12 protein-coding genes and 1 pseudogene are annotated in these 13,573 nt (G+C 43.7%); 5 read left to right on the top strand and 8 right to left on the bottom strand.

The genetic code is table 11. The annotated features are described in order from the left end of the window. Nucleotides 1-2: 2 nt before the first annotated feature. The 3 genes from AB6D06_RS13450 (at nucleotide 3) to AB6D06_RS13460 (ending at nucleotide 2,105) form a co-directional block, all read left to right on the top strand. A complete protein-coding gene (locus AB6D06_RS13450; protein ID WP_065583617.1) occupies nucleotides 3-1,088 on the top strand; it encodes a class I mannose-6-phosphate isomerase in 1,086 nt (361 codons plus the stop codon). A 20-nt stretch (nucleotides 1,089-1,108) separates the two neighbouring features. Further along, complete coding sequence (locus AB6D06_RS13455; RefSeq protein WP_065583616.1) at nucleotides 1,109-1,753, top strand: HAD family phosphatase; 645 nt, start codon at nucleotides 1,109-1,111, stop codon at nucleotides 1,751-1,753. A gap of 112 nt (nucleotides 1,754-1,865) precedes the next feature. Further along, the gene (locus AB6D06_RS13460) at nucleotides 1,866-2,105 is read left to right on the top strand and encodes a PAS factor family protein (protein WP_004733935.1); all 240 of its coding nucleotides are present in this window, start codon (nucleotides 1,866-1,868) and stop codon (nucleotides 2,103-2,105) included. Nucleotides 2,106-2,250: 145 nt separating this feature from the next. Here the strand turns inward: AB6D06_RS13460 and AB6D06_RS13465 are convergent, their stop codons facing one another. The 4 genes from AB6D06_RS13465 to AB6D06_RS13480 form a co-directional block, all read right to left on the bottom strand. After that, entirely contained in the window at nucleotides 2,251-3,975 is a 1,725-nt protein-coding gene (locus tag AB6D06_RS13465; RefSeq protein ID WP_372110547.1) for a methyl-accepting chemotaxis protein, read from the bottom strand. 618 nt (nucleotides 3,976-4,593) lie between these two features. Further along, nucleotides 4,594-5,010, bottom strand: a complete 417-nt coding sequence (locus AB6D06_RS13470; RefSeq protein WP_017059185.1) for a MarR family winged helix-turn-helix transcriptional regulator — start codon at nucleotides 5,008-5,010, stop codon at nucleotides 4,594-4,596. Then, complete coding sequence (gene dmeF / locus AB6D06_RS13475) at nucleotides 4,988-5,983, bottom strand: CDF family Co(II)/Ni(II) efflux transporter DmeF (protein WP_017059184.1); 996 nt, start codon at nucleotides 5,981-5,983, stop codon at nucleotides 4,988-4,990. Before dmeF ends, AB6D06_RS13470 begins: the two co-directional genes overlap by 23 nt. Nucleotides 5,984-6,259: 276 nt before the next feature. Continuing rightward, nucleotides 6,260-7,132 carry a LysR family transcriptional regulator gene (locus AB6D06_RS13480; RefSeq protein WP_017059183.1) on the bottom strand — a complete coding sequence of 291 codons (873 nt, stop codon included), beginning with the start codon at nucleotides 7,130-7,132 and terminating at the stop codon, nucleotides 6,260-6,262. 214 nt (nucleotides 7,133-7,346) lie between these two features. Between AB6D06_RS13480 and AB6D06_RS13485 the strand changes: the two genes are divergently transcribed. Further along, nucleotides 7,347-8,606: an adenylosuccinate synthase gene (locus AB6D06_RS13485; protein ID WP_017059182.1), complete on the top strand. Its 1,260-nt coding sequence runs from the start codon at nucleotides 7,347-7,349 to the stop codon at nucleotides 8,604-8,606. Between the two features lie 109 nt (nucleotides 8,607-8,715). Here the strand turns inward: AB6D06_RS13485 and tnpC are convergent. The 4 genes and pseudogenes from tnpC to AB6D06_RS13505 form a co-directional block, all read right to left on the bottom strand. Further along, nucleotides 8,716-10,244 (bottom strand): annotated as a pseudogene (gene tnpC / locus AB6D06_RS13490) (IS66 family transposase). Nucleotides 10,245-10,303: 59 nt separating this feature from the next. Further along, nucleotides 10,304-10,657 carry an IS66 family insertion sequence element accessory protein TnpB gene (tnpB, locus tag AB6D06_RS13495; protein WP_017037716.1) on the bottom strand — a complete coding sequence of 118 codons (354 nt, stop codon included), beginning with the start codon at nucleotides 10,655-10,657 and terminating at the stop codon, nucleotides 10,304-10,306. After that, nucleotides 10,654-10,971 carry an IS66 family insertion sequence element accessory protein TnpA gene (gene tnpA, locus AB6D06_RS13500; RefSeq protein WP_017037717.1) on the bottom strand — a complete coding sequence of 106 codons (318 nt, stop codon included), beginning with the start codon at nucleotides 10,969-10,971 and terminating at the stop codon, nucleotides 10,654-10,656. Before tnpA ends, tnpB begins: the two co-directional genes overlap by 4 nt. 242 nt (nucleotides 10,972-11,213) lie before the next feature. Next, complete coding sequence (locus AB6D06_RS13505; protein WP_372110485.1) at nucleotides 11,214-12,326, bottom strand: hypothetical protein; 1,113 nt, start codon at nucleotides 12,324-12,326, stop codon at nucleotides 11,214-11,216. An 856-nt stretch (nucleotides 12,327-13,182) separates the two neighbouring features. Between AB6D06_RS13505 and AB6D06_RS13510 the strand changes: the two genes are divergently transcribed. Beyond that, complete coding sequence (locus AB6D06_RS13510) at nucleotides 13,183-13,446, top strand: hypothetical protein (protein ID WP_102488805.1); 264 nt, start codon at nucleotides 13,183-13,185, stop codon at nucleotides 13,444-13,446. Nucleotides 13,447-13,573: the final 127 nt, after the last annotated feature.

The following is a 13,573-nucleotide window of genomic DNA, read 5'->3' on the forward strand; positions in this document are numbered from 1 at the left end:
GCATGGAATACAAAAATAAGTTGATTCGATTTGGTCAGAACCGCGTTTGGCGCTCTTACAGTGGTGGTAAGGTTTTAGACCAAATTAATAACGAAAGCGTTCCGGTCGACTCTCATTTTCCTGAAGACTGGATTGCATCGGTCACTAAAGCCGTTAACCCAGGTCGAGAAACAATCAGTGAAGGTCAATCAACTGCGATTATCGGCGATCACTCACTCGATTTCGCCGAATTATTAGATCTAGATCCTGAGTATTTTTTAGGTAAAGAGCACTTCAGTAGATTCGGTCCTAACCCTATGGTTTTGATTAAGTTTCTAGACTCTTCAATTCGCTTACATTTCCAAGCACACCCAACCAGAGAGTTTGCCCAAAAGCACCTAGATTCAAATTCAGGCAAGGCTGAAGCCTACTATATTTTACAAGTTCGTGAGGAGATTGATGATCCTTATATTTATCTCGGATTTCAGACGCCTCCGACTAAAGAAACGTTGAAAGAGATCATTGTTGAACAAGACATTAACCGACTGAAAACTTGCTTCGAAAAAATCAAAGTATCTCCTGGTGAGTGTTACTTTATTCCAGGAGGAATGCCTCACGCGATTGGCGAAGGCATTCTAATGATTGAGATAATGGAACCATCGGACTGGGCTGTTCGATTTGAGTTTGAACGAGCTGGTTATACACTTCCTGAAGAAGCTCGCTACATGAAGCGAGATTTGGACTTTTGCCTTGATGTTTTTGACTATTCAGAGAAGTCGGTTGAAGCTGTGGCAACTCAGAACAAAAAGACACCTCAACTATTAACAGCTTATGCTGACGGATCGGTAAAAGAGTCTCTCATTGATGACAAAACAACCGACAGATATCGAGTTTGTCGCACAAAAGTCATTAGCAGCATCACCAAATCTGAGAACGACTTTTATGTCGGTGTTATTGCTGCTGGCAGTTGTACGATTAAATTAGACGAAGAAATTTTAGTACTCAATAAGTACGATAAATTTTTCTGCCCGGCTGGCATTGAAAATATCACGATAGAAACAGACGATGGCGTCGAGATTATTGAATGCTACCCACCATTAACGAATTAATCCTGAGTTAACGTATTGAAATGGAACCAATAAAACTTTATTACGACGCCTTTATCTTTGATATGGATGGAACATTAGTAAACTCCGAGCCGCTCAAAGGCCAAGCATTAGCGCTGACCTGTAAAGACTATGGTTCCATCGTTGACCACCGTATTTATCAAAATGTAATGGGTATGAAATGGGAAAATGTCGTTCAGTATTTTTTCAAAGTTGGAGAAATCGAACCAGAGAGACAAGAGTTTAACGATAAATTTAAGGAACATTATCAATTACTCCTTTCACAAAGATTATCTATCAATAAAGGTGTCGTTGGCCTCCTACAGCAACTAAAATCTTCTGGGAAGCGATGTGCGGTTGTAACTTCTGCGCAACAGTGGATGGCTAACCAAATACTGGAAGCTTGTAAACTTGAGCACTTGTTTGATCTTGTCATCGCTAAAGAGCATGTTTCAATGCACAAGCCAGATCCGGAAGCTTATTTGTTGGCGCTATCTAGATTAAATGTAACCGCAAGTAAAACCATTATCTTTGAAGACTCGGCTCCAGGACTTCAGGCTGGTTTAGCTAGTGGTTGTGAAGTCATTGCATTTCAACATTCTTTCAACATAAACAATGATTTTTCAGGTGCGTTAAAAATCATTGATGATTTCTCACTTGTCAGTTAAGACCAAAATGCTCACCCTAAGTTTATTTGACTTATTGTATGACATATATCACAGCAACTTGTACCCAAATGATATTAAAATAGAAATCCCCCACTCAAAGATAAAGAGACGAATGAACACTACCACCACTCTTGTTTATGACACTTTGAAAAGCCTTGCTGCTCACGCTCCTGAGCAACATGCCGAGATTCGCCAGCGTTTATATGAGCAGTTGAGCCTGCCATTTAACAAGCAGCTCTCGTTATACGCTAATGTGCTTGGTCCTATCAGCTCAGGTAAGTTAGCGGGATGCGACAATATTGATAAAGCGGTTGAACTGGCACTAGATGTGCTGGAAGGCCGAAATAAGTAGTCCCCCCTTTAATACGTAATATAACGGCCCAGATCTTCCCCCAGATCGGGCCGTTTTTTTATTCTCGTCATTTATCTATTTGAATTTCAGGCACAAAAAAGGCGTAGATGATCCACGCCTTTTGTTTTAGTAAGTTCTATGTTGTTTATGAAGTCTTGAACTGCGCGACCGCTTGGTCCATATCGTTCGCTTGCTCTGCTACCTTGTCCACTTCAACTAAGCAATGCTGCGCCGAAGCGTTATTGTCGTTCGAGATAGTGTTCAGCTCAGTAATTGAGTCACTCACTTGCGCCATTACTGCGCCCTGCTCTTCAATCGCTGAAGCAATACGTTCTGAATTACCTTGGATGCTTTCCATGTCGCTCAAGATAAGTTGCAAGCTCGCATCCAGCTCTTCCGAATCTTTCAGCGTTAGTTGACCTTGTTGATTACACTCGCCAATCTCTGTCATCGACGCCTGCATCTGGCTTTGAATTGCACTCACCACGGAAGTTATCTCTGTGGTCGATTGATGCGTTCTGCTTGCTAGTGCGCGTACTTCATCGGCAACTACCGCAAAGCCACGACCTTGTTCACCCGCACGTGCTGCTTCAATTGCTGCGTTCAATGCCAATAGGTTAGTTTGTTCTGCAATGCCTTGGATGATGTTTACTGCATCGCCGATCTGGTCAACATGATGGTTCAGTGAACTGATCGAATCTTGGCTGCTTGAAAGACGTTCAGACAACTGGGTGATGTTGCTGATGGTTTCAACCACCACTTCACGGCCTTTATCGGCATTCACTTTCGCTTGATGTACACCTTCAGCGGCAACCGATGTGCTTTCAGAGATCTCGCCAATGGTGAGTACCATCTCTTGAACTGACGTTGTCATTGTAGATGTGTGATTTGCTTGAACTTCAAACTGTTTGATTACTGACTCTAGCTCATCATGCATGTTCGATGTGCTTTGTGTCAGTTGCAGTGACTTAGATTGAGAGGCAGCGATAAGCCCTTCCAGTTGATCCAACAGTTGGTTGAAGTATTGGCCTAGCGTGCTGAGTTCGTCTTTACCATCTAGGTGAGAGCGAATAGACACGTCGTTTGAGTTAACGATATTACGGATAACCGAAAGCAGTGACTCAATTTTGCCAATGATAGAACGGACGATTAACCAGCTGAACAGAATGATCGACACAAGTAGTGTGACGCAAAGGATGTTGTTGATCAGCGATAGTTTGTCCATCTCTTGCTGCGTTTGTTGGTCTAGCACCGCCGAGAATTCTTTAAACTGAGTCTCGATAACGTGCGAACCAGAACGCGCTTCGCCTAGCAGGCCTTCGTTATGCTTCAAACCGATCACGCGCTTTTGCTCAACCACTTGGCGAGCAGCGTCTATCAAAGCCGCTGAGCTACTCATATTTGAAGTTATAGAAAGAACACTCGGGTCAAACTCCCCCTTCTCAATTAAGTCATTGAACAGGTAAAGCTCGATTTTTTGTTCCGCACTGGCTGTCGCGCTGATGTTATCGAGCAAAACATGAAACTCGCCTAGCATACCTTTGTCACGTGATAGCCCATAGACTTCGCTCGCTTTAACTAAGTTAACAAAGCTGGTGTGGTAAGTTTCGATGTCTTCACGTAGGTGTGTGCTGTTGGCTAAACCTAAATCACTGAGCACTGTATCTAGCTCAGATTCAGACGCTAAGAATTTTTTGTAGTTTACGTCGAACTTGTCGAGGTATTTCATATCGCTACGCAGTAAAAAATCTTTCTCGTTACGGCGAAGGTTGAGCAAACGCACTTCAACCTCTTTGGTAATTTGTTTGGCTTCGCTCATTTGAGCGGTGGTGTCTGCAAATTGTGATGTGGTAAACAGCAGTGAAATCATGCCGAAGATGGAGAACATCCCCAACGAATAGAGCTTTTTCTTTATATTCATATACGTGGCTCGTCTTTACTAAATTAACTATGAGTATCTAAATAAATCGCATCAAAGAATGGATATCCAACTTGCGCGACCTGGTTATTGTTATATTTTTTGTATCAGTAATGAGCACTAAATCTAGCGACTGTTCAGCCCACCAGCAGTGACATTCTCAATGGTATTCAAACAGAGAATGAATCTTTTCACTAAAGATAAAAGCATCAATAACACAAATTGAATACATGTACATTAGTTGAATGATAAAAGTGAGAGACAGCTATTTGACGGAACATAAATGGCTTGAATGTCATGGTATACAAGGCATTGAATTAAAAGACTTTGACGCACATTTGGATGCATTATTTATGATGACATTTTTTTGGCTCTCCAGAAGAGCACGAACGAAGCGCAATATTGGAGGTTTTGACTTGGTTTTTAAACAGTGAATCCGTCTATTGATGATTGTACAGTAGAGCGTAAACGGCGAAAAAAATGGACCTACTCAATTCGAGTCAGGTCCATCTTTTGATTTTCTAGTCAATCGCTTTGCAGCTAAAGAGTTAGGTGCGAATTCAAGGGTGGCTAAAACGCTTTTACCATCTTGGTTAGGCACTTCAATAACACCGCTTTCTCGTCTTCTTCGATATCTTGCGTCAGCTCATTAACCAAATTCAAGTGAAGCTGATTGTGGTGAACGTGTATCTTCTGCCCTTCATCCGTCAAGGCAACCACAATCGCACGACGATCTGTTGGGTGTTCATGGCGCTCAATCAATTCAGCTTTAACCAACTTTTCTATTTGAACAGTAAGTGTACCCGTGGTAATACCCAACTTTTCAGCGAGCTCTTTCATTCTTAACGCACCATGCATACCAAGTACTTCAATGGTGTGTACTTGAGCCAGGGAATAACCCGTCTCTTTGACAACAGACTGCTCCCACGAAGACATTTTATCGTAGAACTCAGTCAGTATTTGGTTAAGCTGTTCTATATTTCGCATGGTCGTTTGAATGCACTTCAAGAGTAAGATGATTAATCTTATCAAACTTGGCGAGCATTTGTTTATATTCAGAGACGGTTTTATCACTGTTTGATTCAAGAGTAATCGCTGCTGAATAGTGATGCCCACTCACCTTCCACATATGGAAATCGGTGACCGACGCATAAGGCGTTAAGGTTTTGGTCACTGAGTCACGATAATCTTGGTCGATATTCTCATCCAGCAGGATTGGGCTGGTTTGTTTCATAAGGTTCATCGTCCACTTAGCAATCACGAATGCGCCAACCATTCCCATTGCTGCATCTAACCAGTTCCAACCGTAAAACTTACCAAATAGCAGCGCAACAATCGCAAGCAGCGAAGTTAGAGTATCCGCCAACACATGCATGTAGGCTGCGCGTAGGTTGTGATCATGATGGTGTCCGTGATGCTCGCCATGTTTATGACCATGGTCGCTGTCGTGCTCATGGCTATGTGAATGACCGTGATTCTTACTATGATTGTGGCCATGCTCGTGTCCGTGATCATGATGGTGATCGCCAAGTAAAAACATACTCACCACATTCACAGTTAAACCAATACAAGCAACGATGATCGCTTCATTGAACTGAATCGCTTGTGGGTTAAACAAACGATGTACTGATTCCACCAGCATCAACAATGCCACAATCCCCAATGCAATCGCGCTGGTGTAGCCCCCTAACACGCTGACTTTGCCAGTACCGAAAGAGAAACGTTCGCTCTCGGCATGTTTCTTCGCATAACGGTATGCAAATAAGGTGATACCAAACGCTGCGGCGTGCGTCCCCATGTGCCAACCATCGGCAAGCAATGCCATCGAGCCGTAAATAGTACCTGCAACAATTTCGACAACCATGGTAACGACGGTCAATAACAGGACATAGAACGTGCGTTTCTCACCTTGACTGTTATGTGAAGAAAAGTTGTGTTGGTGACGTGTTGGAAAACTCAAAATGGCGTCCTTAGCTTGTGTTTGTGGTTAGATGATCGTTGCAAATAAAAGCCCTTTGATTGACAAGTAATTTGACAATCAAAGTAATAATTTGAAATTTAGTTTGATTATCAAACTTTGTCAACGATGAATTTTGAAACTCTGATTTGCGGGACGAATAGTTGATGGTGAGCGCTAGTTTGTTCCAAAGATTATTGATTCAGTAAAAACGAGGCTTTCCAGGGACAAAAAAGCCCACTCGAGGTGGGCTGATTGAGTCAAACTCAATGATTGTATTTATTTGTTTTGCAATGAAATAATCTCATCATTCACCCAACCTAACAGCTGCTTGGTTGCTTTCGACAAGACTTGGTTTTGCCGAACAATATAACCAAGACTGGTGCTCGAGAAGTTGGTCAATGGTGTCACTTTCGAATGCAGGTGCTGCTTGGTTGATACCGCAAACTCCGGGACAATAGCCACACCAAATCCCGCTTCTGCCCAGTCGATTTGAGCATCGACACTCCCTACTTCCATCACCCTATAATTAGGTAGATTAAGGCTTGGTAAACCTTCATCAATAAAGTCACGCGTTCTCGTATCATGACCTAGTAGAATCAAAGTGAGCTCTGCATCAGAGTCTCGGATATCAAACCCATCGCCAAGCGCACACCAAGAAAGCTCTTGCAGCTTAGTGAAATACAAAGACTCGTTGTGCTGCTCTTTGGCGATAACAAAACCAATATCCGCTTGAGCATTTTTAACTAAATTCGATGCCTGAGATGACGTGGTATTCAAGAGCGTAAGGTCAATACCGGGATACTGCGCTTTGAACTTCTGGAACGGACGAATTAGCAAAAATCGAGAAATGATGTCACTTACGGCAATGGTTAACGTCCCTATTTTAAGGTCGTTAATGGCATTGAGATCGGCCTGACAAATCTGCAGTTCGAGTAGCGTTCTTTGGCTTGTTTCCAATAGCCGTTCACCCGCTTGAGTCAATTGAAAAGGGCTTCTCTCTATCAACTTTATGCGTGTTTGTTGTTCCAGTTGTTTTAGGTGCAAACTCACATTGGGTTGTGTCATGTGCAGTGCATTGGCCGCTTTCCCAAAATGCTTGTACTCCGCAAGCGTCACAAACGTCTTCAACAAATTAATATCGAGCATCATGTCCTCTCTCTCGTGTCACTAATATCATTCCCTAAAAGTAAAGAATGCCCCATCGTCATTCCCTACAGTGAGGAACGAACGTGATAGGGAATCTCGTTTGTAGCTTAAGACTTTAAGGATATATGAAATCCTTATCAAGATAATAAAGATAATTAATTTCTCTTATCCACCTTGTAGGCCTAACATGATTCCTCAATCAGTTAGGAGAAAAATTATGCCATCTATCGTTGTTGTGGGCGCAAACTGGGGTGATGAAGGCAAAGGCCGCATCGTCGATTTTTTAGCAGACCAAGCTTCTGCTAGCATTCGTTTCCAAGGCGGAAACAATGCAGGTCATACTGTGGTAAATGACTTCGGTACATTCAAACTGCACCAACTACCTAGTGGTATTTTTAATCCTAATTGTACGGCGGTTCTTGGCCCTGGCATGGTGATCAGCCCTGCTGCGCTAACTGAAGAGATTGCAGAAGTTCAAGAGGCTGGCATCAAAGTGAAAATGGCGATCTCAGATCGTGCGACACTGTGTCTCCCTTTACATGCTCTTGAAGATACGCTTGAAGAAGAGCGTTTGGGCGATGGCGCTTACGGCTCTACACGTCAAGGCATTGCACCAGCGTACGGCGATCGTGTAATGAAGAAAGGCATTCTTGTCGGTTGGCTGAATCAACCTGAAATTTTAGAGCAGCGTATTCAATTCCTACTTGATTGGAAGATGCCTCAGCTTAAAGCGCTCTACCCTCAATGTGACTTCTCCCAGACTGCTTCTGAAATGACAGAATGGCTACTTGAAGTAACTAAAGCGTGGCGCCCGTTCATCTGCAACGTAACTGAGCCGCTTAAAGCGCTGCAATCACAAGACGCAAACCTACTGTTTGAAGCTCAGTTAGGCGCAGGTCGCGACCTTGTCTACGGTGAATACCCTTGGACAACATCTTCGAATGTAACCGCAGCTTATGCTGGCATTGGTAGCGGTTTACCTGCACTTCGTCCTGAACGTGTTATCGCTGTTGCTAAATCATTCAGCTCGTCTGTTGGTACTGGCACGCTAGTAACTGCAATGGAAGAACAAGACAGCTTCCGCGAAAGCTCTAACGAATACGGCGCAACAACAGGCCGCCCACGTGACATGGGTTACTTTGATGCAGTGGCAACTCGCAACGGTGTTGACCTACAAGCTGCAACGGAAATAGCACTGACTAAGATCGATTGCCTGTCTGGTTTGTCTGAACTTAAAATCTGTACCGCTTACTCAGGTGAACATACTGAGAACCCGATTTGGCCACAAACGGCTGAGCTAAAGCCCGTATATGAAGATATGGCTGGCTGGGATGAAGACATCACGGGTTGCCGCACGTTTGAGAGCCTTCCTCAAGCAGCGCAAGATTACGTTACTCGTATCGAAGAGCTGATGGGTGTGCCAATCGTGATGGTATCGGTAGGTCCTGAGCGCGAGCAAATGATCATTCGAGCTTAGCTTAGAAGACGACAAGATCTACATCAAAGCCCACATTCAGTGGACTTTTTTGATTGTTCATAAAGAACGAGATAACAGTATCCGCCCCATGAACCCACGGGGCGACTTGTCAGTGTTTGAAGTTCCAAGGCAGGAGTGCGTCGATATCAGGCTCAGCTTTCGCCAGCTCTTTCATGCACTTGACCATGTAGTCGTAGAGGATAAGACCGTTGGCTTTCGCGGTCTCGATGATGCTGTAAAGCATCGCGCTCGCATCAGCACCGTTTGGTGTGTTAGAGAACAGCCAGTTCTTCCTGCCAATGACCAGTGGTTTAATTGCGCGTTCAGCGCGATTATTATCAATAGATAAGTGACCATCGTCGATATAACGAATAAGCTTTGACCACTGCCCAAGCGTATATTTTATCGCTTTGCCTAGTGGGCTAGAGCCAATCACCTTCTGGGTCGTCATCCATTGGTAAAGCTCATCCAGTATCGGCTTGGCAAGCGCTTGACGCTCTGCTTTTCGCTCTTCGGCAGGCGCACCTTTTAAGCGTGATTCTATCCCGTAGAGTTTTTGGATTTTAGCCAGCGCCTTATCAGCCTTGCCTGATTTACCTTTCCCTTGAAGCTTCTTCGCATCCATGAACTTGCGACGAGCATGCGCTAAGCACCCTACCTTGGTGACGTGATGAAGTCCATCATAAGCCGCGTAGCCATCGGTTTGTAGATAACCGTTGTAGTCACCTAAAAAGTCCACGGGACACGCCCTCGCGCGACTGTTTTGATAGTTGTACAAGGCAATATTTTTCACATTCGCAGTGCCGATTCGGGTGAGTCAGCGCCTGAGCAGTAGAGCCACATATAACACTTCTTCTCTTCTTTGAGCACATTGAGCGGCGTTTCATCCGCCTGAACCACCACTTGTTGAAGCAGGTTCTCCTTCAAGGCCGCATACAGCGGGGCGAACTTCTCACTGACTTGGATGACCCACCTAGCCATGGTGGTACGTGATAGCTCGATACCCGACTGGGTAAACAGCGATTCTTGACGGTAAAGTGGCATCGCGTATTGGTATTTTCCAAGAATGATGTTGGTCAGCAAACTTTCTGTGGCGAAGCTTTTAGGGATGAGGCTCTGAGGGGATAGCTTCTGAACGATTCGGCTGCTGTCGCCTGTTTTCTCGCACTGGCGGCAAGCGTACTTAGGACGAACATATTCCAACACTTTGAGTACCGCTGGCGTGAACTCTAGCTTCTCGCTGCGGTCTTCCCCGATTTTATGCAGGCTATGATTGCAGCAAGCGCACTGCTTTTCATGGTCGTCTATATCAAGTTCGATAACCTCACGAGGCAAGGTCTTAGGCAGAGGTTTACGTTTACCGCGCTTTTTCGTTGTGGTCGTGGTTGTCACCTCAACCTCGTCTTCTTTAACGGCTTCACATTCCGCTTCGTTGAAGAGGTCACCTTGTGATTCATCGTAAGGCTTTAATGCCTCCGAGCGTTTCGCGAACTGACGGTCGAAGGCGAGTTTGAGTTGTTCAAGCAGCGATTGGCGCTCTTGTTTCCACTCATTTTTCTCCGACATCAGAGCAGCTACCATCGCTTGTAGCTCGGCAACATCTTGGCTTTCTGGGTCGATATTTGGCGTCTTTTTCATAGCATTGATTATACTAAAATCGTGCCGTTAACGCTTGGAGAATAAGGCTTTATTCTCGATTAACTCATTGTAAAATCGTTTATTTTGATGGGTTCGTGGCCGATAATTGTGAAGCCTGAAAGCAGTCTGTCAAGCTCAAATTGAGTGAGGGTAAACACCTGATTTTTCTCTTTTGAAGGCCACTTATACTTGGCTTTTTCAAGGCGTTTATACCAGAGGGCGAAGCCTGTTTTATCCCAGTACAACACTTTAATCTTATCGCGCTGTTTATTGGTAAACAGGAACAGCGCACCGCTGCCAAGAGGCAAGTCAGTATCATTTTCGATAATCGCTGCAAGGCCGTTGATGGACTTTCTAAAATCGACGCTTTCACGATAAAGGTAAATGTCTGGAGCGCTGAGCATACCTTTCATGACAACGCTCCAATGAGTTCAGCAAGATAGGTGGCTGGCGTGCCTTGAGGAATGCTCAGCTCCACATCATTGATGAGAAGTGTCATGTTCGCCGTAGCTATCTGGGCCTGATACTTGGTTGTCTTTTCAACGATTTCGGCTCTAACAAATCCGACAGATTCCGATTGGTTTGCTGTTTGGAGTTGACGCCGTTTGGCGAAGAACGTGGATAAACTCAGTCCATGCTCTTCACAAAAAGCGCGTTGGGTAACACTGCTGCTTTCATATTGCTCAAACAGTGATTGCCATTCTAGGTTGGTACGTCGTTTTGCCATTTCAACTCTCCTTTGGGTTGGAGAGATGATCTTATTCTTCGTGCTGAAAGATTAGAATGCGGTGTTCATGACACGCTTACAGAATATTCATACAAAGCTTCGAAGATGGGCGTCTTTCTCATACCTTAGTTAATTTTACGTTAGCTAAATTGGTAAACTCACGGACAAGGCTTTGTCCAAAAACGTCATAATCTGAATTTTAACATGTGGTATTTTCTAGCTCGAAAATGCTCGAATGTCAGTTACAGCGGCTCGTATTCGATTGAGTTTTGCATCTCTAAGATCATTCGATTAACTTTTATTTTCTTTTGAATACGTTCAGGCAAGAGAGAGGCATACTCTGCCGTATCTAGCTGTTTGAAATCTAGAGCAATACTGTTAATGATTTTGACATACTTATCACCGACTTCTTTAAAGTCATTCAAGCGGTTTACTTCCTTACTAATCGCTCTCTGCAAGTCTTGTTGTTTACTCCAAAGTCTATCTAAATTAACACCACTCTCTAACTCAGCTTTCTTTTCCTCTAGACTCTCCGTTTCTTGTTTTAGCCATTTGACACGGTTTTCTAACTCGGTCAACGCTTCATTTGATACACCTTTTCTATCAAGTGCAGCTTCAAGCTCACTCGTGATTTTGTAATGTGCTCCATCCAATATTTGTTGCGCTGTTGTTTGAGCGCTTTCAATCATTGATAACTCTTGCTTTAGAGCATTATCGGTAATCATTTGAGCATTCTTTCTAGTATCTTCTATTTCCGAAGCTAACTCAGCTAGAACATCATCTCTAACTTCTACTCTGACCTTTTCACGTTGTTGTTCTGCTTCAACTCTCGCATTGTTAATAATTCTTCCCGCCTCTAACTTGTTGAGATAGATGGCTTGCTTGAGTTGTTCTAATTCTTGATTTAAAGATGACTTCTCTTCTTCAAGCCGCAGTACCACAACTTGAAGGTCATTCGCTAGGGACTTTATCTGCTTATAGAGCTCTTTTTGCTCCCGCTCTTTTTCTTGCCACTTTCCAACCCTTTGTTTTATTCGGTCAACCCTTTCCTTAGCTTGTTCCTCACGCTCAGAAATGTTTTCAGTAATTCTTTGAACTTGTTTGCGATGCCTTGCTATCTTTCTCAACAACATACTTCTTTCTTTGCTGATACTCATCGCGGCTTGCTGCTCAATAAAATCCCAGAATGGATTTAGCGGGTTTAATGCTGTTATCTGAACTTTTACATTTTCATAGCTGTTCAGCAGCGAATCTGAGTCCAATCCAACTAGAAATAACTCAATAGCACTCCTGCCCTGCTTTCGAAAATCCATTATTTTATCTGGCGGGGTTTCATGAGTATTAGTAACTTCCACGTAATACTCTTCCCTACCGATCTGGCAAACGACATCTGGAATCCTTCCGTCTCGATAGACCTCTAGACGGACATTTTTCACACCTACCATTTCGCAATCACTAGAATCAAAAATGCCACTGGGTTTCATACGAATAGAGACAGTCTGCGTTACTTTGATGACGTAAGTAGCTAGCTATACCTTTATTACTATGTGCGGCAACCATGAAGTCTCCACAACAAGGACAAACAACGTCATCCTGAGTGCCACTTTCTAGATCAACAACAGAAACAACTCTACTCTCACTTAGCTTCCACCCAAAAATAGAACGATTTCTCATGCACACCTCAACATTGGAAAAATAGTGATGATAAAAAATACAAGATATGGAATAAATCTCATATTAATTATCACAATATTATCAAGTCAAAGACAATGTGTGCTTACTTCGTGTGATGCGCATCACCAATGCTAGACACCAAGTTAAGCGACTTTTCCATACTTCACGTAATTCATGACATGTTAATGTTCTGATTTGCGAAACTAATTTCTGTCTAGAGTCTTCATAAGACTGAAGTTTTACTCGTGGCACTTTTCTCTAAAAGCGCCAGCTAGCTCAGATCTGCCCGTGCGACGTGAAGTCGTATGAAGCGTTGTTCACCACGAAAGCGTGAACCATCTGTATCACCAGATGACCCTATGGCTCTGAATAAAGTAGCGAGCCAGACAATGTAACGAAGTCAAGTAACTACTTGGCGGGAAGTAAATCGTGAGAAGAACTTCCTCCTGACAACCACAAATCGGGTGAGTGCTAGGGAGTCAGTATGATGAACATATGTGAATCCATTTAAGGTGCGCCACATGAGAAGCAGCGGAAGTGGTTAATACGCTGTGGCCAAAAGGCAACGAGAGCGGGAAAGAAGTTGGGCAGTACTCTTTCGTGGTCATTAAGCTCTCCGCACCAGAGTGGGCATCTAACCTGACATTACGCGACATACGGAACACGGTAAGCCTGTATCATTCCTTCATGGGAAAGCTTTCTGCGAAGAAAGCCGATAGTGGTGCAGGTAGAGGATGCTGGAGAAAGCTAATGCTGTATTGTAATGATGCAGATACAGACTTATGTCTGGCACGAAAGTGAGCCTACTTCCAGCGGGTCTCCCGTTGCAAGATGATTTGAGGAACTTTATTAAAGGAGAAACGCAAATGATGACTTTATATAAAGTTAGTGCCTCTCCTAATGAACATCAACGCTACTCTTTAACCAG

Source organism: Vibrio sp. 10N.239.311.G01 (genome assembly GCF_041465805.1).
Taxonomy (GTDB): Bacteria; Pseudomonadota; Gammaproteobacteria; order Enterobacterales; family Vibrionaceae; genus Vibrio; species Vibrio crassostreae_C.

Coding starts and splice junctions, on each gene's coding strand:
- AB6D06_RS13450 (WP_065583617.1), top strand. CDS start 3: ATGGAATACAAAAATAAGTTGATTCGATTTGGTCAGAACCGCGTTTGG.
- AB6D06_RS13455 (WP_065583616.1), top strand. CDS start 1,109: ATGGAACCAATAAAACTTTATTACGACGCCTTTATCTTTGATATGGAT.
- AB6D06_RS13460 (WP_004733935.1), top strand. CDS start 1,866: ATGAACACTACCACCACTCTTGTTTATGACACTTTGAAAAGCCTTGCT.
- AB6D06_RS13465 (WP_372110547.1), bottom strand. CDS start 3,975: ATGATTTCACTGCTGTTTACCACATCACAATTTGCAGACACCACCGCT.
- AB6D06_RS13470 (WP_017059185.1), bottom strand. CDS start 5,010: ATGCGAAATATAGAACAGCTTAACCAAATACTGACTGAGTTCTACGAT.
- AB6D06_RS13480 (WP_017059183.1), bottom strand. CDS start 7,132: ATGATGCTCGATATTAATTTGTTGAAGACGTTTGTGACGCTTGCGGAG.
- AB6D06_RS13485 (WP_017059182.1), top strand. CDS start 7,347: ATGCCATCTATCGTTGTTGTGGGCGCAAACTGGGGTGATGAAGGCAAA.
- tnpB (WP_017037716.1), bottom strand. CDS start 10,657: ATGAAAGGTATGCTCAGCGCTCCAGACATTTACCTTTATCGTGAAAGC.
- tnpA (WP_017037717.1), bottom strand. CDS start 10,971: ATGGCAAAACGACGTACCAACCTAGAATGGCAATCACTGTTTGAGCAA.